Here is a 20,957-nt window from a genome sequence, read left to right as displayed (position 1 = left end):
CCATGTCACACCCTCGCCCCGAGACCCTCGCGCACGCCCCGCTGGGGCGTGTGTCCGCCTATCCGGAGCACTACGATGCCGGGTTGCTCCACCCCATTCCGCGCGCCGCTAATCGGCGACCGCTGGGCATCGAGGAGGGCGCGCTGCCCTTCGTCGGCGAGGACGAGTGGCATGCCTTCGAGCTCTCCTGGCTCAATGCGCGCGGCAAGCCGTTGGTGGCCGTGGCCCGCTTCCGGTTGCCGGCGGACTCGCCCGACCTGATCGAGTCCAAGTCCTGGAAGCTCTACCTCAACAGCCTTAATCAGGCCCGCTTCGCGAGTCGTGCCCAAGTGGTCGAGACCCTCGAACGCGACCTGGCGGCCACCGCCGGGGCACCGGTCTCGGTGGAACTGTTCGGCGTGGAGGACGAGGCGCTCATGCCGCGTCGCCTGCCGGGCACCTGCCTCGACGACCTGGATATCGAGGTCAGTGACTACTCGCCCAGCGCCGAGCACCTGCGGGTCGGCGACGAGATCGTCGAGGAGACGCTCACCTCGCATCTGCTCAAGTCCAACTGCCCGGTGACCGGCCAGCCCGACTGGGGGAGTGTGCTGATTCGCTACCGGGGCCCCCGGCTCGATCGCGAGGGGCTCTTGCGCTACCTGATCGGCTACCGTCAGCACCAGGACTTCCATGAGCACTGCGTGGAACACATCTACATGGACCTGATGACCCGGGCCCGACCCGAGCGGCTGCTGGTGCTGGCCCGCTATGTGCGCCGCGGTGGGCTTGATATCAGCCCCTGGCGCGCGACGCCCGGCGAACGCCCGCCCGAGTCGCTGCGGCTGGCACGACAGTAGGGCGACCAACTGGTAAAGTGCCGAGAAAGGTTCTCGTCTGATGGCCGTCAAGGGAGGCACTCGATGGATGCGCTGACGCTGCTGCATGAACGCAGTTCCATGGGCAAGCTGATGGGCCCACCCCCCACCCCCGAGCAACGCCGGGCCCTGTACCGGGCGGCGCTGCGTGCGCCGGACCATCAGGAGTTGCGGCCCTGGCGCTTCATCGAGTTCTCCGGGGAGGGACTCACGCGGCTGGGTGAACTGTTCGCCGAGGCGGAGTTTCGCGAGGATCCGCACGTGGGTGACGCGGCCCTGGATGCCGCCCGCAAGAAACCGCTGCGGGCGCCGATGATCATCGCCGTGATCGCCAAGGTGACGCCGGATGTGCCCAAGGTCCCGAAGATCGAGCAGGTAATCTCGGCCGGCTGCGCCGCGCACGGTATTCTGCTCGCCGCCCATGCCCTGGGCCTTGGGGCCATGTGGCGCAGCGGCAAGTACGCCTTCGACCCCACGGTGCGCAAGGGCCTGAAGCTTGGCGAACATGATGAGGTGGTCGCCTTCCTCTACCTGGGCCAGCCGGGGGGGCGCCACCGGCCGCTGCCCGAGCATGAGATCGACGACTTCGTGGAGCGCTGGGACTGAGCATGCGCGAAATCGGCATTCCCCATCCTCGGCTGTCGCTGCCCCCTGGCGGCGGCGAGGACGATATGGGCGAGTTCCTCGCCTGGCTGGGCGAGGCGATTCCCCTGGTCGAGCACCTGGGCATTCGCGAGATGACCCGCGACGGCGACCGCCTCGCCTGGCAGCTGGCGCTCGCTCCCAGCCTCAACGATAAGGGCACCGGCTTCGGCGGGGCGATTGCCGCCCAGACCACCCTGCTGGGCTGGTGCTGGACGACGCTGTGGCTGCGCCGTCACGGCTATGCCCGGGACGTGGTGGTAGCCCAGGCGACCCAGCGCTTCCTGGCCCCGGTGACCGGCGACTATCGCCTGGAGTGTTTGCCTGAGCACGACGATGGAGTGGCGGGCCTGACCGAACGGCTGGCCAGCCGCGGCAAGGGCCGCATCGCCCTGGTCCAGCGGCTTTGGTGCGGCGAGACGCTGTGCCTGGAGGCCCGTGGCGACTACGCCGTGCTGCCGGCCGGCTGAATCGGGAAAACCGGCTTGCATTCGCGCACTTAAGCCGTTAGCATACGCGCCGTCCTGGAGAGAAAGAAGGGCGCCGTTCTCGAGCGAAAGGCCAAGCGCCTGGCGAGAGAGCCACAATGCGGAGGGGTGTCCGAGTGGTCGAAGGAGCACGCCTGGAAAGTGTGTAGGTCGCAAGGCCTCGAGGGTTCGAATCCCTCCCCCTCCGCCACAGAATTCTGATTAAGCCGCTGATTTCAGCGGCTTTTTCTTTTTCTAAATCCCTCCAGCCCATACTTCAGCCCATACTTTGTTCTTGGCTTCTACAGGCATGCATTGGACACTGCTGGACAGCTTTCCCTCTGTTCCCAGATCTGTAGGTCATAGATCAAACGGGAGTTCGCGATCGCATCTCCGACCATGCCCCGGTCTACATCGGCATCAACGGCGCCCGTCTCGAGCCGGTCAAGGCGGAGGGGGCGACCATGGCCAGCCAGGCCCGGGACTGCATCGATCTCAACAGCGCCTCGGTCGAGCGGCTGGATGAGCTGCCGCATGTCGGGCCGGCGCGAGCGGAGGACATCGTGCGGGGGCGTCCCTGGGCGTCGCCGGATGAGCTGACCAGGATTGGTGGCATCGGTAGCGGACGCTTCGAGGACATCCAGGAAAGTGGCCTGCTGTGCCGGTGATGCGAGCCCGGGGTGGATGAGGCTTCGAGTCCTCTCGTCCCGGTGTCGGCCGGGGCGATGCGGTGTTTGGCCTTGCAGGTCGGCGATGCGCCCTCGATACTGATATTTATACAGTATACGAGGGAGCCCCCATGTCGATCCTGCCGCAGACCACCGCCACGCCGCTCGGCCGTGCCGAGACCGTCACTGCCCGCCATCATCAGCCGCTGTTCAGTAGCCGCGTGCGGGCGGGCTTCCCCAGCCCCGCCGACGACCATCTGGACGCCGACATCGACCTGCACGCTCATGTGGTCAAGCGGCCGGCGGCGACCTTCTTCGTCCGCGCCGAGGGCGACTCCATGCAGGGGGAGGGCGTCCACCACGGCGACCTGCTGGTGGTGGACCGCAGCCTGGAGGCGCTGCCGGGCCGAGTGGTGATCGTCGCCCTGGACGGCGAGCTCACGGTGAAGCGCCTCGAACGGGTGGGGCAGCGGTTCTATCTCGCCGCGGCCAACCCGCACTACCGGTCGATCCCGCTGGAGGGTCGCGAGGCCCATGTGTGGGGCGTGGTCACCCACGTCGTCCATGCGCTGCCGGGCGCGCCGGCATGATCGCCCTGGTCGACTGCAACAACTTCTATGTCAGCTGCGAGCGGGTGTTCGATCCGCGGCTGGAGGGGCGTCCGGTCGGCGTGCTCTCCAACAACGACGGCTGTGTGATCGCACGCAGCAACGAGCTCAAGGCCCTGGGCGTCGAGATGGGCGCCGCCCTGCACCTGCTGTCGCCGGCCATCCGCCGCCGGGCCGTGCTGCTGTCCAGCAACTACGCGCTGTACGGCGACATGAGCAAGCGGGTGATCCAGACGCTCGCCGAGTTCTCGCCCCACGTCGAGCTCTACTCCATCGACGAGAGCTTCGTGGGTTTCCAGGGCTTCGATCCAGTGACACTGGAGGCACGCGGTCACCGGCTCAGGCAGACTGTCCGCCGGTGGACCGGCATCCCGGTCTCGGTGGGCCTGGCGCTGATGGGCATCGACACCGTCTGGCAGCTGCGCGAGGCCGATCCCAAGCGGATCCGCCGTGCCTTCTCGGTGGTGATGGAGCGCATCGTCTGGGAGCTGCGCGGCTATCCCGCCATCACGCTGGACGACATGAGCGCGCCCAGGCAGCAGATCATGGTGTCGCGCTCCTTCGGCCGACAGACCTACGAGCTCATTGATCTGCGCGAGGCCGTGCGTCAGCACGCCGCCAGGGCAGCGTCAGCAGCGCCGTGATGGTGTTCGTGCGTACCAACCGCTTTCAGCTCGACCAGCCCCAGTACCGCAACAGCGTGTTGGTGCCCTTGGCACGGCCCTCCGACGACACCCGCGAGATCGCCCAGGCCGCCGCCCGCGGCCTCGAGGCGATCTTCCTCCAGGGCTACCGCTACCAGAAAGCTGGCGTGATGCTGCTCGACCTCACCAACGACGCCCACCGTCACCTCTCCCTGGACGAGACGCCGCAGAGCGAGGCCGAGCGGCGGCGCAGCCAGCGGCTGATGGCCGCTGTCGATAGGCTCAACCGCGAGCTGGGCCGCGACACCGTGCGCCTCGGCCTGCCTCGCCGTGGCAACGCCTGGGCGCTACGCTGTGAGAGAAGTTCACCGAGGTATACGACGTGGTGGGATGAGCTGGTCAGGGTGACTTCATGAGAGAAAATGATGGTTGACGACCGTAGTATAGAAAAGTGAAACCGACGTATAGGAGGAAGTATGTCATTCGATGTAAAAGATCATTTAGCACCAAGTATCGCGAGCCTTGTAGTGCTGCTTTTGATTAGTAGCAATGCAGTCGCTGGAGAGAGGGTCTCGCTTGTAAATGGATTCTATGCGAAAGGTGGTTGCGAGAATCCTGAGTACGAATTCTATCTTGTCAATGGCATGCGTTACATTATTTTTGAGAACGGAGTCGCACTAGTTATATCAACTGATATGCAGCGAAGAGGAAAGTACGTCTTGGAAAGGGTCGAAGACTCCAAGATAACGTTTTTCTATAGCTGGTTGGAAGGCGGTGATCTTAGATACTCCGAATCAGACCGTTTAGAGAAGGAGGAAGCACCGGACATTTCAATACTGCCTGAACAGCCACCTGAAGCGTGGGAAGTTGGGTCTTATAGGCGATGCGATGCTGCTAATTCATCGGTTGGATTTATGCATGCCGAAGGATTGTCTTTCTTCCGGTTTTTGACTGACTTGAACGACACTGCATGCGGCTCGGGTAAGGAGCAATGTATAGAAAAATTATGGAGCTATATAGACGTATCAGGGAACGGAGTTCTGTCCCAGGCGGAATTATCAAGGTTAATTAGAATATTGGCGTATATAGGCACGGTAAAGGGCTCAGGTTATATTTCTAACGATGATCTTTTTGGGAAAGTCGGTTTAGCTAGCATGATTGCTCCTTTTGTTGCCAAGTCCATCATAGATGGTTCTGACTATAATGATGATGGTCAGCTCGCCTTGGACGAACTCTTCATCGATAGAGAGTTTTCTAGCGCGAGCCTCGCCGTTGAAAAGATGTCATTCGATATGGTCGTCTCTGCTCTGGGGAGTCTTTTCAAAGGTTTGACTTCGTTAGGTGGGCTTCTTTAAGGCCGTATAACAAGAGCGATGGAGTCCGACGCTTGACAGTGGGGGCCCGTACGCAACACAAACAGGATGGCATCCATGGCCGACCGGTTCGGGACCCGAGGCCGGTGGCAGCCCAGCGGGTGCGGCTTGCCCGGTGGCAACAACGGTTCGATCTGCGCCCAGAGCTCGTCCGGCATGCGTCATCCGTCGTCTTGGCTGATCAAGCCCATGACCTGTCCTCCCAACCGCTTTCCTGTACTGGATTAGACGGTCGGCACAGCTCACGTTCATCACTACCTATCGAAATAGGCTGTTAGAAGCTCCCTTGCTGCCAGCAGAGAATAACTCCTGTAGCTCATTTGATCATCCGGGACCCTAGACCCTACACCTATTTTCTTAAAATTAAAGATTTTAATATGCCAACTCACCTTCCCCTAGCCGCTCGCCAATCTCTTGGCCTGCAATCATGAACGTCTCCATCACCAGATCCCTGACGTCATCGTCGCTCTGTAAACCTATCGACCGCCTGAGGCGTCGTGTCACCGTTTCCGAGATGGTTTCCTGATCGAAGAAACGAACAGCCATCACTGTGGCGCGGGCCGTGATCAGCTCGAACTTCAGAGCCTCGTCTGATAATGAGTCTGTTGCACCAAACTCTTGGAGTATTCGCGCTTTCGCGGAATTATCGACTGTTTTTACATCCACAGAATGATCGAACACAATCTTAATGTCATGATAAGCATTGATCGGCAAATCATGTACAATACTCAGCGTGTCATAGGTCCCGAGTGCATCAGCAAGTTTATAGCGCAGCTGCATTGCTGACGTTCCCAAGTCGCTCCCCGGTTCTTCAAGAGCGATGACCAATGGACGCTCGACGTCAGCTTCGACACAAATCTCGGCCCGGATGACAACGTCGATCACCCCACCCTCACTGGCGCTATCAGAAATATCCTCCGACAGCATTTCCCAGGCAACCACACGTCCGCCGCTGCGCAGAACCAGATGTTCGCGTGTCTCTCGCTCGAGACTCGACCGGGTGGAGGTGGTCGATGACTGCGTACTGCGGGCGATATCGGCACCTGCGACGTTCTGTAACGCATCGATGAGAGCGAGGCGAATGGCATCCTGACGTGCCGGCTCTAGACCCTCCAAACTCTTGAAACTGGCTCGGCGCCGCATTTCGACGTTCACACTATCATCGCAAGACGGAGTACCGGCCTGAACAGGCCCATCTTCTTGCTTGTCCGGAAGGTCTGTTGCCACTTCATCGGCCACGCTGTTGACTGATAAAAGAAAGCTAAAAAATACTATGCTGACCCACGATCTGAGATGCCGAGCTGACGGCAGAGTTTTAGCATTGCGCATTAAATGCCCCCATGACTCACTATCGCGTAAGAGGTTAAGGCTTTAAATATTGGATCAACTTCGTCTTACGCTATTTATTTTTGTGCAGAGACGGGCAATGGCCTGTTCTAGTCATTGCCCGTTCCATTTTAGTAAGCGGCCGGATCAAGAGGTTGGCTTTCAAACGTCATCGCCGAATTATCTGACGCATCTTCCTCGTTTCGGGCTTCCTGCGTGCCGGCCTCAGTGCCTGCCGCTCGCGCGGCGTCAATTGCGGCGCCCATGCGCTCACCTGAGGCTTGCCCGCGTGGCGACCAGACCACTGCAACAACCGCAATATCCTGCTGTGTCTCCGGATGCTCTATGACCTGACGCCAAATTGTGTTGGCGCCAGTGATATCCACACGACCTGTCGCAGCACGAATGGTCTGAACCTGGTTGGTGTCTATCTCCACGCCACGCTGAACCAGATCCGCATAAACCTGGGTTAGTTGACGTGCTGAGACAGAACTCTTCAAAGCGACATTCTCGCCAACGAACGCTGCTATCTGACCGAGGGCAAGATCTTCTGCCGCTGACAGTGCCGAACGGCGAGCCATGTCTTGATCATCGGGATTTACCTGCGCGGGCTCCGTCTGTGCGTACGAGATTACAGCCCGGTCGCCATTGTCGTCGATGAACACCCGCGTTCCCATTGCCGCGACAGCATCGCCTACTGTTTTTGGAATCATGTCCTCGGCTGAGCTTCGCGCACCGTCCACCTTCATCGAGGTGCGGCCATCTTGTATCGCGGCGGCCAGGCTAGACAGCCGCGGCGACCATACCATTCCTACCAGGACTTCGTGATTCGAACCATCGGAGGTCTGCCCCTCGATCACACGAAATGTCGTGGCACCCGAAATGACACGTGCCGCGCTACGATAGGTACTCTGTTCATAAAGGTTTTCCAGGACGACCTGGCGCTCAGGCATGCTCATGTCCTCGTATTTCGATTCGTCATAATCCGGATCGATTTCACGCAGTGCCGCATCCAGCGTTGCCTCAGTCAGCTCTCCGGCCTTGTCAAGGATCCGAGCCGTGCGGTCCACCGTTTCTACCTCTTGGATCTGACCTTGCCCGAAGCTGGCATTTGACGTGAATTGGGCAGTACCCGATTGCTGGATTTTCTGACCCATGGTGCTTACAAGCTCTGCTTTCGCTCGGGCGAAGGCCACGTCATGAGCAGTGCGGCGCGATTCGATCCATCCCGGCGCACCTTTCTCCATAGCTACGGTTGCAATACCCGAGGAAATGAAGACATTCCGATCGTTTTCGCCTTCGCGCAGCCCTCTTTCATCAAGAAAACTGCGCCAGATCTGTTCCACATCGGATCCATACTCGCCATTCAACGGCTTGAGCGCGCGCTCTTCAGAATCGGATAGCTCATTTACCCCTTCCACATCCTGGGACTCCGTAACAGCTTTAAGGCTGTCGTCAACGGAATTCTCTTGCGCAAAAACTACTTGAGATAGACCTGATGTGAGCGTAATAAATAAGACTGAGAAAAAGACATGCTTATGATTTAAGTTGTTGAAAAAAATAACCATTATTCTCTCCGGATAAGTGTGTATTCCCTATCCCATGCATAGAGCAAGCAATGGGGAACTTGCGCAATCCTTCTCTCCAAGCCATATTTTCTAGCGTAGTAAAAAACAGTAGAATTACCATGTGAAATTGGAGGTTTCATGGACTATACACTGACAAGAGGCCTGGCCGCCTGTCTGGCTCTGTCCATGTCGCTATCAGGCGCCGCCCTAGCACAGTCAGGAATAGAAGACGGCATCGATGCTCTTGCACGTCAGATCGTGGCGCGATCCAGCTCATCTGCATCTGACCAGACAACCATCGCTATCTCGTCATTCCCGCATGTCGATGATACTTGCAGCGAGTTGAGCAATTTTCTCGTCGACGAGCTGGTACTCAGCCTGTTCAGCATACCGGACGGCAATCTTCAGATCATCGAGCGATCGCAGCTGAGCCGCATTTTTGCCGAACTCGAGCTGTCAATGTCGGGAGCCGTGGATGCCAACACCACACAGGAGCTGGGGCGGATCCATGGTGTTGACACCTTGCTCGTGGGATCCCTAACAACCCTTGGTGACGATCTCCGAGTGAACTCCCGCTTGATTAACACCGAAACTGGACAAGTGTTTTCCGCAGCCGCTGTCAACATTCCCAAGACATCGACGATCGAGACGCTAATGCAACGACCTTCTGCAAGTGGCTGCACTATGACCCCGAGTGGAGCGCAAAGAGGAGGTGGGGGTCAGGCACAGTCATCTGGTGGTACGAGTGTGTCACTTTCAGCAGGCACGCTTGAAAGCTTTGATCAGCTTCTGGGGGAATGGTACGGAATGCTGGAGTGTGAGGGCAATACACAACAGATCTGGTTCCTGGCCAATCGCGCTCTTTCCAATGGAGTGTCGGGATTCTTTCGCCTCTCTTCCTTTAGGGGATGGGATTTGCAGGATAAGCTTGGGACTGAAAGGGCTTACAGTACCACCTCGGGTCCCGGATCGGCAAGCTTGACATTGCGCCCTTCGGGAGAGGGTAATGAAGTTGCCTTTAATATGTCAGCTAAACATCATGATTACAACGATACCTACGAGATTACCCTGGCTGGATCGAATGCACTTTACGGCACAGCCCGCTCGGAAAATTGCGGGGACGTGAATCTTGGCAAAGTGCAAGCTAGCGATGCTGATTAGGAGTGCGTTTCATTGACCATAATCGCGACGGAGAACATAAAAACTTAACGGGGTTGGGGAATCCGTCATGTTAAAATTATCCGCTAGGTTATTGCAGATAGCTCTTTTTTTATTAGTTAGCACGACAGCTTACGCAGAGCCGACTAGGAAAGCGATCATTGACTACCTCGAGGGCAGACTACCATCCCATCTTGATGTGACGGATTTGAAATTTAAGGCTTTTCCATACGGAAGCGGCGTTGGTCGAGTAAGCATCGAAGGACAGGTGAAACTTACCGAACAACTGCTCGTACCCGTTAGCGAAGATCCGGTACCCGAGCTCTTCGCGAAAACTAATACAATAGAGGAATTTGAATTTGCACGTCACCAACTTCCAAAGCATAAAATTTACAAAGTAAAATCCATTCGCGTAACTGAACGATACCCCTTCTCTGCCGAACTTCAATATGAGGAGCGGGTGAGTAGCACAGCTTTCGGCGGGACAGTTAATTACCCTCGGCTCGGCCGAAACCAAAAGACGAGGGCTAAGTTGCGTTCCAACGAAGTAGTGATCGATTCTGAGCGTTACTACGCTTATATAAATATGATACGTGAGAAATTAAATGTTCTCAACGAATACAGAGAAAATGCCTTTACTGAATTGGAGTCAATTCGTTCCGCTAATAAAGCGCATGTAATTCAAGAGGGTACAGGTAATAGGTTTACTATAAATCTTGATGAAGCAAACGAAATATCTTGGAAAAGCGGTGAATTGCTAAGAATTCACTTCGTCGTCAACGGTACAATCCGTTGGCCAAAAGACGGACGTTTATACAACACACGATACAAGGCTGGCGAGACTCATCGTGCCAGTTTGGAGGTAGAGTATCGTCCAGTTAATGTAGAGCATCGTCCGTTTAGGCACAGCTCACAGGGCAATGTCGTTATAACTCTCAGTATTTTCGACACCAAAAAAAATAAATGGTACAGAACAATTCTTGGCTCAGAATATAAATCGATAGGGCCAAACAAATTTGAAGCGGGTCCTGGCCAAGGCCGCAACAGATTCATGTCTTTCGAAGGTTATGCAAAAGCAGAGGAGGACGAGGTCGGCGATACCGGGCCCAGTTCGGATGCTCAGGATGACAAAAATGTTGCAACCGAAGGTCCTTCCGCACCTCCATTCGCGGATATCGTCGCCGGTGATCGTGATTCGGACCGCGGCGTTATCTCATCTGGCCACGAACAACTCGAGGAAAGCCCGTCGCCCACCGTAGAGCAGCTGCGGGATGAAGGTCTGCAGATGATCGTCGAGGGAGATTACGCAACGGCTCTCGAATTGCTCGAACACAGTCTCGAAATCGAACAGGATGAGGCAATCGCCGGGCGGGTCGAGCGGCTGCGGGTGTTCCTGAAGGTGCGGACTGGCGAGGACCGGGCCAACGGGGAGAGATCAGAATGAATGGGGACGGATACCCCATCTGCCGATGGCGGCTAAGCTATTCGGGAAATGTCGAATGAAGGCTGGAACCGTTTTCGGTGCCCGGCCACGCCATTCCGACTCGGCATGCTGCTGGCAACCATGGTGTGTGGGCCGTTGCAGGTACGCCAAGGTGCTCTTTCAGGCAGGACCGCCGAGTTCCCCGATCCGGCGCCGGAAGCCGACTATGCAGGGCGGTTCGCTCCAGCGGCCAAGGGAAACGCCATCTCCCGGTTTGTCCACCTGCTCCTTGAGGCAAAGGCAATGAAGCCGTGGGTGCGACATCCGAGTTGTGCATTCTACGGTTCCTGACAAATTTGCTCGAATGGGCTATGCCCAAGGGGTGAAATGGAAACCTTCCACACCTCAATGGCTTTCAGGCTTGATGCTTACACTGGTTTCTGCGAATAGAAATATGTTTTTAAAGGTTTTTTAACTTTCAAAGCAAACGCTGCGTGGCGCCAAGGATGGGACAGGCAGTATTTGCATCTTCAACACGAGGATCTTCAGCGATGCCGATACTGACACGATCTCCTGTCCCGCGAAGCTTGGCGTGTGCCGGGCTTTGTGCCTTGATTTTTTCCCTGCCGGCTCATGCCGAGTTGTCGGAACTCGAGGGCGCGGCCGGCCATGAGGAGGGAACCAGCTCACTCTGGGACCTGGAGGGCGCGCAGGGGCAGGCGGGAGCGGAGCCCGAGGCGCGCTCCACCGATGATGGTATCGACTGCCAGGTAGAGGGTCCCTGCATCGAGAAGGCGACGGGTCTGGAACTGCGTGTACTGCCGAGACCGTTTTCCCACCTCTACGGCGAGGCACAGGCGGAGGCAGATGCCATCGTGCAGGGCAATGTCCCGGCTTTTCGCCCGCTTTATGTCTTCGAACGCAGTGACGTGGACCCGGCACAGCCGGACTCGCCACAGGGCTGGTACCGAGTCGGTAGCGGCGCGGAATCCCCCGAAGGTTGGATGCGTGCCGAGGACGTGTTCGAGTGGCGCCAGGCCTTGCTGGTGTCCTACACGCACCCCGGCGACGAAATCGAGGGGCGCAACCCGGTGCTGATGTTCCGCGGTCTGTCGGACCTGGATGCGCTGGTGGATGACCCTGAACGGGCACAGAAGGCGCGTTCGCTTTATGAGCGCCTCGAGGCAGGCGACGTGCCGGATTCGCTGGTCAGCATGGAGCCGAAGCGCTTCGTGGACATCACCGACCAGTTCTACATGCTGCCGATCCTTGACTGGGAGCAGACCCGTATCCAGGGCGATGACGTGCGCCTGCTGCAGTTGGCGGCTGCGGTGCCCAACGCGCGCGGCGCCGATACCCTGGAGAACCCCGAATACGCGGAGCAGTCGCTGGTAGGGCGTCAGGCCGGTGGTGTTGGCCGGGAGGCGCTCAAGGTCGACCTGGTGTTCGTGATCGATACTACCCGCAGCATGCAGCCTTTCATTGACATGACTCGCGATGCCGTGGCGTCGCTGACCCGCAGCTTCGATGAGGACACCGAGGCCCGCTTCCGCTTCGGGCTGGTGACCTATCGGGACAGCACCGAAGTCATTACGGAGCTCGAATATGTGTCGCGCAATCATACCGAGGAGCTGGTCGATGGGCAGACCATGGTGACGCTCCTCGAGGATTCCGCGCAGGCTACCGAAGTGGGCAGCCTGGACTATCCCGAGGAAGTCTACGCTGGGGTGGATGAGGCACTGCATTCAGCCTGGCGGGAGGAGGCACTGCGCTTCATGATCCTGATCGGTGATGCCAGTGCGCACGCGCCCGGGCACCTGCAGAGCGTGACCGGCAAGTCGGCACAGGACCTGCGTCGCGAGTTGGATGATGCCCAGGTACATCTGCTGGCCATTCATCTACAGGACCCCCGCGCCGCGGCCGACCACCCCGTTGCCGACGAGCAGTTCCAGGCACTGGCGCGCATCCGGGGCGCAAAAGGGGCGGCCATCGAGCCGGTGGATGCCTTCGATCAGGAGGCCTATCAGGTGCTGGTAGACGGTGTGACCGACGATATTCGCCAACTGCTGGTCGAGACCGTCGGCGAGACCACCGGGTCCGCCGACAAGGCCGCGGCCCCGGAGACGCCCGATGACACCCTCGAGTCGGTCTCGGCGCTCTGGAATGCCGCACTGGTGGAGTATGTGGGCAAACAGGCAAGGCCGCCCAAGGACGTGGTCGCCTGGGCCATGGATCGGGACCTGGTGAATCCGGCGGATCGCGCCCTGGAGGTTCGTGTTCTGGTCAACCGTGAACAGCTGAACACGCTGGCGCAGTCGCTGGAAATCGTGGTTCAGGGACTGATGCGGGCGGAAATCACCCAGGGCGAGTTTTTCGATGCCCTCCAGGGCGTTGCCGGTCAGACGATGAAAAGCCCGGACGAGATCGGCCAGGGGGCCACGCTTGCCGAAACCGGTCTGCTTCCGGCCTTCGTGCAGTCGCTTCCCTACCGCAGCGATATCCTGGCACTCAACGACGAGATGTTCTCCAGCATGACCGCTCAACAGCGGGCCGATCTGGAATACAGCGTGCTGGCCAAGCTTGAGCAGTATCGTGCCATCAACGAACAGGTCGATGCCTGGTTCGCCCTGAACGAGGGAGACCGGAAAAGTGCCCACGTCTATCCGCTGCACATCGACTACCTGCCGTGATGGCCCATGTTTCGACTCGAGGATGTACGCAAGCATCGGGCCCAGGGTGACAGTGCCTTCGAGCTGCAGGTGCCGTCGCTGGAAATCCATCCGGGTGAAATGATCGCCGTGGTCGGTGAAAGCGGCTGCGGCAAGAGCACCCTGCTGGATCTACTGGCCCTGGTGCTGAGGCCCACCTCGAGCCAGGTGTTCCGGTTCACGGAGCCGAATACCGGACACAGTGTCGACGCGGCGGCCCTCTGGGCGGGCGGGCACGAGGACGCGCTGGCACATCTGCGTCGCGCTCACATGGGGTACGTGCTTCAGACGGGGGGACTGCTGCCTTTTCTGGATGTTCGCCGCAATATCGAGCTCTCCGCGCGCGTTAGCGGCCGTGAGCCGGTGGCGGTGAGCGAGCTCGCCTCTCAGCTGGGCATCGACAACTGCCTGGACCGGATGCCCGCGGCGCTCTCCATCGGCCAGCGGCAACGGGTGGCCATTGCCCGGGCGGTGGCTCATGGCCCGGCACTGGTCCTCGCCGACGAGCCGACGGCCGCCGTCGACAAGGCACGTGGGGCGCAGATCATGGAACGGCTCGCCATGCTCGCCCGGCAACAGGGCACCGCGGTGGTCGTGGTGACGCACGACCGTCCCCTGGTAGAGCCGCTGGTGGCTCGGGGCTACGGCTTTGCGGTGTCGGCCATCAGCGACGAATTGACTGTTTCAGTCTGCAGGCCGCTGGAAAGGTGGAAGGCGGCTTCATGACCCGGCACGTGAGCAACCTGGCGATGCTGGTGCCCCGCCTGGCAGCGGCCCAGTTGCGCAGTGACTGGATTCTGACTCTGTGCCTGGTGATCGCGTTGGCGGCCGTCATCGCCCCGCTTCTGGTGCTGATGGGGCTCAAGCAAGGCACCATCGAGACGCTTCGCGAACGACTGGTCGAGGACCCGGTATTCCGGGAGATCCGGCCGGCCCAGACCCGCGAGTATGCCCCGGAGTGGTTTGATGCCCTGGCCCGTCGCCCGGGGGTGGAGTTTCTCACGCCCACGATCCTTCCGCTCTCCTCGGTATTGCAGGTGCTGCCGGACGCAGGCAAGAAGGCGGTGGTTCATGATCTCGTCCCCACCGGACCGGGTGATCCGCTGCTCCTCGAAAATGGTGGCAGGATTCCCGGCGACGGTGAGGTGGTCCTGTCCTCCGATGCCGCCCGCCAATTGAATGTCACCCAGGGACAAGCGCTTTCGGTACGCGTGACACGCGCCCGTGGTGGTGTCAGCGAGGTGGTCGAAGAGGAACTCGAGGTCGTGTCCGTGCTGGGCGCCCGGGCGGGACAGCTGGCGCGACTTTACGCCCCGCTGGACTATGTGCTCGATGTCGAGGCCTACAAGGAAGGCTTTGCCGCACCGGAACGCGGCTGGCCAGGCAGCACGCCCGAGCCGCACCTGAGCTATGACGGGGCACTGCTCTTTCTCGAGCGTTCGCTGTCGCCGGTCGAGCGGACAGGACTGGTGATCAACACCGGCATTGTGCATCTGACCGACGCCTCGGCGACCCGAGTCGAAGCGATGATCGGCCGCGCGCTGCCGGCCGAGCTAACCGCGTATCGCCTGTCCACGCCGGGAGCGACGCTCAGGCCGTCGCAACTGCGTGCGCTCGATCAGAAACTGCGCGGGCGCCAGCGGGTATTGCTGCCCTTCGTGTCTGAACTGGCGCTGAAGGGTGCCGACGGTCAGCCACTGACGCTGCTGGGGCGTTCGTTGTCGGAAAAGGAGGCCGACTTCCTGGGCCTCGAGCCCGTGCCCTGGGGAGCGGCCACCGGCGAGGCCCCCACGGGGGAGCGACTTCGGGCCTTCCTTGCGCCGGCATCGGCGACGCCGCCAGGTGACCTTGAGGTGACGCTGGAGGGGGCCGTGCCGCTGGTGCTGGTGCTCGAGCCGGCCGGCAAGGCGACCGGCGAGCTGCCCGTGGTCTCTCTGGAGCTGCTCGCGGCGTTGCGTACGGGGATGGAGCGGCCACTGACCCTGTCGGCGGATGGACAGGCGCTGGAGATGGCGCGGGGCGGATATCGCGGCTTCCGTCTGTATGCCGACTCGATCGATTCGGTGCCCGACCTGGTGCAGGCGCTGGAGGCGCAGGGCATCGAGGTCATCGCGGAAGCCGAGGCCATTCTGCGCATCCAGGTACTCGATGCGGGGCTGGAGCGGCTGTTCCGGCTGATTGCCCTGCTGGGCATCAGCGGAGGCACCGCGGTTCTCATCGCCAGCCTCTACGCAGCCGTGGAGCGTCTGCGCCGCGATCTCGGCGTCCTCAGGCTGCTGGGATTGGCGCGTCGCCACGTGTTCTTCTTCCCGGTCGTTCAGGGGGTGTTGATCGCCAGCATGGGGCTGGGGGCGTCCTTGGCGGCCTATCTGGGTCTCGCGACGGCGATCAACCGGAGTTTTGCCGATGCGCTGTTGCCGGGCGAACGGTTCTGCACCCTTTCCGCCCCCCAAGTGCTGCTCGCCGTGGCGGCAACGCTGCTGCTGGCCGGAATGGCGTCCCTGATTGCAGCATGGCGAGCGACCAGCATCGATCCTGCGGAGGCCATTCGTGATCACTGAACCACGCTTCATCGGTCCGCTTATCCTGCTGCTCTTGCTCGTGGTGGTACCGGCGAGCTGGGGCGCCTCTCCCGCCGAGCGACTCTTCGATCCACAGCCGGCCGAGGATGACATCGTGCTGCCGATGCCGGATAACGCCATGATGGTGTTTCGCAAGGTGCCGGTGCCCGGACGGGGGTTCTGGGGCGACCCGTCGCGAGTGATCCAGTTGGGTGATGCCACCGGCGGCGTATTCGAGGGGCTGCAGCGCCAGCAGATCGCCGGGAGCTTCGTCAATGACGAGGGCCAGTGGTACCTGATGATCGGCAAGTACGAGCTGACGGTCGCCCAGTTTGCCGCCGTGATGAACCTGCAGGGCCTGATGGACGCCAGTGCCGACCCCGAGATCACCACCTTGCCGGAGCTGAACCCTCGGGAGCGACTCGAGTGGCTGGCCAGGCCACTGACCTACGTGAGCCACGCCGATATCCAGCGCTTCGTCGAGCGATACAATCATTGGCTCTTCGACCCGGAGCATCCCGAGCGCCGGGAGAACCTGCCGCGTATCGAGGGGGTGCCGGGCTTTCTGCGCCTGCCTACCGAGGATGAGTGGGCCTTCGCGGCCCGCGGGGGCATCCCCGCCCTGGAGGCCGGTACTTTCAATGACCGGCTGCCCTTCGATGCCACGCGCCTGAGCGAACATGCCTGGCATCTCGGCAACGCCAGGCATGCCCTACGCCCGGTGGGCCTGCGGGTGGGCAATCACCTGAGGCTGTACGACATGCTGGGCAATGCCCAGGAAATGACGGCCAGTCGCTTCCGCCCGGAGTTCGGTCAGGGCAAGCCGGGGGGCGTCAGCGTGCGCGGTGGCAGCGTCTCCACGCCCGAGGCCGAGATGCGTAGCGCCCTGCGAGCCGAGTTCGATGAATATGCCTGGGACCCGGACAGCGGGCAGATGCGTCAGCGCCGCTCCTTCAACACCGGGGCAAGGCTGGCGATCGGCAGTAACGTCATCCTTGGCAGCGAGCAGCAGGCGAGAATCGAACGGGAGTACGAAGCCTACCGCGAGACGGTTCGCCAGGCCACGCCGGTGGGGCGCAGCCTCGACAATCTCGTGGCCCAGGCGTCGGGGCAGCTCGATGACATGGATGCGCTTCTGGACGCGCTGATCGCCGACAATCCTGGGCTCAGCGATCCGTTGAGCACCCTGAAAGCGCAATCCGAACAGGCACGGCTGCAACTGACCCAGGCCGAGAAGGCCCGGGCGCGCAGCCTGGTGCAGGATGCCACCCGCAACGGCGCCAACCTCAGTGTTCTCGTCTCCAAGCTGCCTGCTCTGGAGTCGGCACGTGACAATGCCCTCAAACTGGTCGAGCACTCCACTCGTTACGAGTCGCGACTGCTTGAGGTGGAGGCGCTGATCGATGCCCAGAAGCGTTCTATAGACGAGCAGCTGTCGGCGTATGAGGACAAGCTGGCCGAGCTTGGTGATACCCATCCCGATCATGTCGCCGATGCCTTCGAGACGCTTGCCGCACGGCGGATGACCGCCCGTGAGGGTGCCGTACTCGAATTGCTTGATCTCCATGTGCAGCGCTACCACGAGCTGCGGCGCAGCGAGCCCGACAAGTGGCTGGAGGAGTACTCCACGCGTTTCGTCGGCTTTGAAGATGGATGAAGCGGCTCGGCCCCACACCATGATATCCACCACGAGGGAACTGACATGAAACGACACCACCTGATGATTCCGCTGCTCGCCGCGAACCTGATGACCTTCGGCTGCGCCGGCATGAATGACCAAGAGCGCACCCGTGCGGAGGGCACGACGGCTGGCGCTGTCATCGGCAGTCTGCTCGGTTACGCCATCGGCGAAGAACGCGGTGCCGCCGTTGGCGCGGCGCTGGGCGCGGGGGCCGGCTATGCGATAGGCAACGAGGTCGCCAAGCGCAAGCAGGCCTATGCCAGCACCGAGGACTTCCTCGATGGTGAGATCGCCCGCATCCAGGAATTCAACCAGACCACCGTCGCCTACAATCAGCAAGTGCGCGCCGAGATTGCCCGTCTGCAGGCGGAGGCTGGCCGGATGCAGAGGCGGGTGGCTTCCGGCGAGATGGCACGAGCCGAACTGCAGGGCGAGCGTAACGCCATCGCCCAGCGGCTCGAGAAGAGCGAGGCGCTGGAGAAATCGTTGGCCCGCGAGCTTGAGGTTCAACAGCGTATCCTGGCCGAAGAGAGGGGCGACCGACCGTACAACGATCGCTACCTGGCACAGCTGACGAAGGAGGTGGCGGAGCTGCAGCGCAACCTGAACCAGTTGCGTGACGACAGTGCCCAGCTGGCAAGCATCGACGGGAGACTGTCCGTATGAGAAAGCATATGAAGCCCGGCTATACGCTGACGTTCGGGACGCTCGTGCTGCTGCTGGGCGGGTGTGCCAGCACCGGCGACCCGCGTGAAGGGGGCCTGTTCGGTGGCGTTCAAGGTCTTTCCAGCGGTACTTATGACCAGCGAGTCCGAGAACGCGAGGATCGCCTGGCGGCGCTGCGTGACACGCAGAGCGAGCTGGCCGAGGAGCGCCAGTCGCTGGATCATTCGCGTGCCGGCGCCGAACGGCAGCTGGCGGTGGAGACGCGACGCCTGGCCGACCTGCAGGGGGATACGAGCCAGCTGCGAGCCGAGCTTAATCGGCTTTCGGCCGAGCAGGGCGTACAGGATTCCCGTGTGGCGGGGCTGCGCGAACGCCTCGAGTCTCTGCAGGCCGGCATGGACCGCCAGCAGAATGCCCTGGATGCGCTGGAGGGCAGCGGGGTGAGTGACACCGAGCTCGATCGTCGCCGCCGCGAGCTGCTCGCCCAGCGTGAGGCGTTGCGCGAGGAGTACGACCTGCTCATGTCGCTGACCCTCGATCTTGCGCGCTGATCGTGCTTTGCGGTGGAACCTGGTGGCGTCGCTCCTGCTGTTGTTGCCGGCAACTGCCATGGCGACCGACGTGGAGCAGATCATCGGGATTCTCGAGGCGCGTGCCCTGATGCCGCCGCCACCCGACGCCCGGGAGCGCCTGGCCGTCGGGCCGATCGAGGAGACGTTGCGTCGGATCGATCCGTATGCCCGGCTGTTCGCAGCGGATGCGTACCAGACGCCGGGGCTCGAGGCGCTGCCCAGCGGTATCGGGGCCGAGCTCAAGTCGACAGGCGCGCACCTCGAGCTGTGGCCGTATCAGGATGGTCCCGCCGACCGTGCAGGCATCATCGGCGGCAGCCGGTTGCGCGAGGTCGATGGCGTCGAGGTGGTGGGAACCCCGCCGGCCGAGGTTGCCGAGCGGCTGAGGGGGACACGGGGCAGCGCGGTCGATCTGACGCTTTCCGATCCGGTTGGAAAGGAGCGCCGAGTTCGCCTGTTCCGATCCGACTTTCAACCGTTGGATGTCGAATCTCACGTTGAGCACGACCGGCAGCTGTTGCGCATCCGACGCTTCCGGGCCGGATTGACCCGGCCGGCGGTGGCGGCGCGGCTGGCGGCCTATCGGGCGCAGAGGGCGGAGTGGCCGCTGGTGCTGGATCTACGCTTCAGTGGTGGCGGTGATGTCTTCGAGGCGCTGGATGTGGCAGGTCTGTTTCTCGAGTCGGGCCGGGAGCTGGTGGCCTTCGCGGATCGCTCCGGGGGGCGTGAGCGGTTCACGAATCGTCGCTCAGGGGACACGGTCACGCCTCTGTCGATCTGGATCGGACCGGATACCGCCAGTGCGGCCGAGATACTGGCGGCGATTCTTCGCTATCACGGTCGGGCTGAGCTCAGGGGAAGCCCGAGCCTCGGCAAGTGCAGCATCCAGACCGATGTGCCGCTGCCGGATGGGGCGGTGTTGCGCTTCACGGAAAAGCGGGTGTTGCTACCTGATGGCAGCACTTGCGACGGCCACCCGCTGGAACCGGATCGCCCCCTGCCTTCCGCTCCGGCCTTCGAGGGGGAAGGGGCCAGCGTCCCGCCCGATCGTCGCCGTCACGTGGCGGATGACGTGGCAGCCGGCCGACAGAACAGCATAAGGAGACCTGATTACGCATAAGGCACAGCCAGCTTCAGGAGCCGATAAGGCATCGGCGGTGTTCTCGCCGCCACCGTCAGCAAGCGCGGGATCATGGCTGTTGAGGTCATAGCGCCGATTGAAGCGGTACTCGAACTCGGTCAGGTAGCGCGCACATGGTGGCCACGGATGGCATGGTAAGTGCCGGTAATGGCGTTCTTGACGTTGCCCAGCACGGTGTTGACGTAGGGACGCCACCGCCTAGCCTCTCGCGGTGGCCACCAGGAACAGGGAGGCGGAGTCGCTCACGAATGGTCTGGCCAAAGCCACGCGGCTTCGCCGCCAGGCCAACCCCGTCCCGCACGGCTGACGCCATGCTGCTGCCGTGCCATCCTTCGCCGCTCGCGCCGCCCTGAGACACGCCGCGCCCACCCCCCCCGCCTGGCTTGGCCCGGCCGGCACATCGCTGGTTCCGTGCTCGTCGCGACTTGGGCCATGTCGCCCGCTTGCGGCCTCGGCGTGGCGGCTCGCCCAACCCCTGGCCAGCCGACCACGCCTGCGGCCACGGCACTGCTGTGGTGGAAGTGGCCGCGCTGACGCGCCGCCAACGTGGCTCCAGCATGCCGGGTGCATGCCTGTATGCCGCCCCCGGCTTCGCCGGCGGCTGCGCGGGTGCCCATCATCGTCTGCTGATGTACCCTGACGCCATCCCTCCCACCACCACGAGCCGCGCATGCCCCAGGCCACCTATCGCCACTATCCCAGCTTCACCCGCCGCTACGTCCGCTCAGTCATGAAGATGATGGGTCTGCCGAAGAAGCCCCGGATCGAGGCCGAGGTGTTCGATCAGATGGTGCAGGACGAAGGGGTGGTGCACTCCATCAACGGCGAGCTCCTGATGCTGGAGTGGCACCACGGACGCGAGGGCAGGGTGGTGGTGCCGGAGCCGTCGCTGTC

General features: G+C 61.4%; 20 protein-coding genes, 1 tRNA gene and 2 pseudogenes. 19 read left to right on the top strand and 4 right to left on the bottom strand.

Going from position 1 to position 20,957, the window contains the following annotated elements; genetic code table 11:
- The first annotated feature begins 2 nt into the window (after window positions 1–2).
- The 9 genes from queF (at window position 3) to FHR94_RS18300 (ending at window position 5,241) form a co-directional block, all read left to right on the top strand.
- Window positions 3–839 (top strand): NADPH-dependent 7-cyano-7-deazaguanine reductase QueF, encoded by an 837-nt coding sequence (queF, locus tag FHR94_RS18335; protein ID WP_183328009.1) that lies wholly within the window; start codon window positions 3–5, stop codon window positions 837–839.
- Between the two features lie 63 nt (window positions 840–902).
- Complete coding sequence (locus tag FHR94_RS18330) at window positions 903–1,463, top strand: nitroreductase family protein (RefSeq protein WP_183328007.1); 561 nt, start codon at window positions 903–905, stop codon at window positions 1,461–1,463.
- A gap of 2 nt (window positions 1,464–1,465) precedes the next feature.
- On the top strand, window positions 1,466–1,969 hold the full coding sequence (locus tag FHR94_RS18325; protein WP_183328005.1) for a YiiD C-terminal domain-containing protein: 504 nt from the start codon (window positions 1,466–1,468) through the stop codon (window positions 1,967–1,969).
- Window positions 1,970–2,089: 120 nt separating this feature from the next.
- Window positions 2,090–2,177 (top strand) — tRNA-Ser (locus FHR94_RS18320).
- Between the two features lie 253 nt (window positions 2,178–2,430).
- Window positions 2,431–2,634, top strand: coding sequence for a ComEA family DNA-binding protein (locus FHR94_RS18315; RefSeq protein ID WP_183328003.1), 204 nt, complete (start codon window positions 2,431–2,433; stop codon window positions 2,632–2,634).
- A 131-nt stretch (window positions 2,635–2,765) separates the two neighbouring features.
- A complete protein-coding gene (locus FHR94_RS18310; RefSeq protein ID WP_183328001.1) occupies window positions 2,766–3,224 on the top strand; it encodes a LexA family protein in 459 nt (152 codons plus the stop codon).
- Window positions 3,221–3,886 carry a Y-family DNA polymerase gene (locus tag FHR94_RS20010; RefSeq protein ID WP_343064690.1) on the top strand — a complete coding sequence of 222 codons (666 nt, stop codon included), beginning with the start codon at window positions 3,221–3,223 and terminating at the stop codon, window positions 3,884–3,886. The genes FHR94_RS18310 and FHR94_RS20010 overlap by 4 nt, the downstream gene beginning before the upstream one ends.
- The gene (locus FHR94_RS20005) at window positions 3,886–4,302 is read left to right on the top strand and encodes a DUF4113 domain-containing protein (protein ID WP_343064689.1); all 417 of its coding nucleotides are present in this window, start codon (window positions 3,886–3,888) and stop codon (window positions 4,300–4,302) included. The genes FHR94_RS20010 and FHR94_RS20005 overlap by 1 nt, the downstream gene beginning before the upstream one ends.
- A 60-nt stretch (window positions 4,303–4,362) precedes the next feature.
- Window positions 4,363–5,241, top strand: a complete 879-nt coding sequence (locus FHR94_RS18300; protein WP_183327999.1) for a hypothetical protein — start codon at window positions 4,363–4,365, stop codon at window positions 5,239–5,241.
- A gap of 32 nt (window positions 5,242–5,273) precedes the next feature.
- Here the strand turns inward: FHR94_RS18300 and FHR94_RS18295 are convergent.
- The 3 genes and pseudogenes from FHR94_RS18295 to FHR94_RS18285 all read right to left on the bottom strand — a co-directional run.
- Window positions 5,274–5,417, bottom strand: a pseudogene (locus tag FHR94_RS18295) (transposase); the annotation flags it as partial.
- 214 nt (window positions 5,418–5,631) lie between these two features.
- On the bottom strand, window positions 5,632–6,588 hold the full coding sequence (locus tag FHR94_RS18290) for a hypothetical protein (protein ID WP_183327997.1): 957 nt from the start codon (window positions 6,586–6,588) through the stop codon (window positions 5,632–5,634).
- Window positions 6,589–6,716: 128 nt separating this feature from the next.
- The gene (locus tag FHR94_RS18285) at window positions 6,717–8,153 is read right to left on the bottom strand and encodes a DUF6844 domain-containing protein (protein ID WP_183327995.1); all 1,437 of its coding nucleotides are present in this window, start codon (window positions 8,151–8,153) and stop codon (window positions 6,717–6,719) included.
- 138 nt (window positions 8,154–8,291) lie between these two features.
- Here FHR94_RS18285 and FHR94_RS18280 point away from each other — a divergent pair, with 138 nt between their 5' ends.
- The 9 genes from FHR94_RS18280 (at window position 8,292) to FHR94_RS18240 (ending at window position 20,042) form a co-directional block, all read left to right on the top strand.
- Window positions 8,292–9,314 (top strand): FlgO family outer membrane protein, encoded by a 1,023-nt coding sequence (locus tag FHR94_RS18280; protein WP_183327993.1) that lies wholly within the window; start codon window positions 8,292–8,294, stop codon window positions 9,312–9,314.
- Between the two features lie 67 nt (window positions 9,315–9,381).
- Complete coding sequence (locus FHR94_RS18275; RefSeq protein WP_183327991.1) at window positions 9,382–10,755, top strand: hypothetical protein; 1,374 nt, start codon at window positions 9,382–9,384, stop codon at window positions 10,753–10,755.
- Between the two features lie 590 nt (window positions 10,756–11,345).
- The gene (locus tag FHR94_RS18270) at window positions 11,346–13,424 is read left to right on the top strand and encodes a vWA domain-containing protein (RefSeq protein ID WP_221188541.1); all 2,079 of its coding nucleotides are present in this window, start codon (window positions 11,346–11,348) and stop codon (window positions 13,422–13,424) included.
- 6 nt (window positions 13,425–13,430) lie between these two features.
- A complete protein-coding gene (locus FHR94_RS18265; RefSeq protein WP_183327987.1) occupies window positions 13,431–14,168 on the top strand; it encodes an ABC transporter ATP-binding protein in 738 nt (245 codons plus the stop codon).
- The gene (locus FHR94_RS18260; protein ID WP_183327985.1) at window positions 14,165–16,003 is read left to right on the top strand and encodes an ABC transporter permease; all 1,839 of its coding nucleotides are present in this window, start codon (window positions 14,165–14,167) and stop codon (window positions 16,001–16,003) included. The genes FHR94_RS18265 and FHR94_RS18260 overlap by 4 nt, the downstream gene beginning before the upstream one ends.
- Entirely contained in the window at window positions 15,993–17,660 is a 1,668-nt protein-coding gene (locus FHR94_RS18255; RefSeq protein ID WP_221188540.1) for an SUMF1/EgtB/PvdO family nonheme iron enzyme, read from the top strand. The genes FHR94_RS18260 and FHR94_RS18255 overlap by 11 nt, the downstream gene beginning before the upstream one ends.
- Window positions 17,661–17,705: 45 nt before the next feature.
- On the top strand, window positions 17,706–18,350 hold the full coding sequence (locus FHR94_RS18250) for a glycine zipper domain-containing protein (RefSeq protein WP_183327983.1): 645 nt from the start codon (window positions 17,706–17,708) through the stop codon (window positions 18,348–18,350).
- A complete protein-coding gene (locus tag FHR94_RS18245) occupies window positions 18,347–18,901 on the top strand; it encodes a hypothetical protein (RefSeq protein ID WP_221188539.1) in 555 nt (184 codons plus the stop codon). The genes FHR94_RS18250 and FHR94_RS18245 overlap by 4 nt, the downstream gene beginning before the upstream one ends.
- A gap of 58 nt (window positions 18,902–18,959) precedes the next feature.
- The gene (locus FHR94_RS18240) at window positions 18,960–20,042 is read left to right on the top strand and encodes a S41 family peptidase (RefSeq protein ID WP_183327981.1); all 1,083 of its coding nucleotides are present in this window, start codon (window positions 18,960–18,962) and stop codon (window positions 20,040–20,042) included.
- Here the strand turns inward: FHR94_RS18240 and FHR94_RS18235 are convergent.
- Window positions 20,033–20,248: pseudogene (locus FHR94_RS18235) on the bottom strand (transposase); the annotation flags it as partial. The gene FHR94_RS18240 and the pseudogene FHR94_RS18235 sit on opposite strands and share 10 nt — an antisense overlap.
- 485 nt (window positions 20,249–20,733) lie before the next feature.
- Here FHR94_RS18235 and FHR94_RS18230 point away from each other — a divergent pair.
- Window positions 20,734–20,957 (top strand): hypothetical protein (locus FHR94_RS18230; RefSeq protein ID WP_183327979.1); only part of this gene is annotated, 224 nt, incomplete at its 3' end.

It is taken from the genome of Halomonas cerina, from assembly GCF_014192215.1.
Lineage (GTDB): Bacteria > Pseudomonadota > Gammaproteobacteria > Pseudomonadales > Halomonadaceae > Halomonas > Halomonas cerina.
This window is presented reverse-complemented; position numbering and strand designations above follow the sequence as displayed.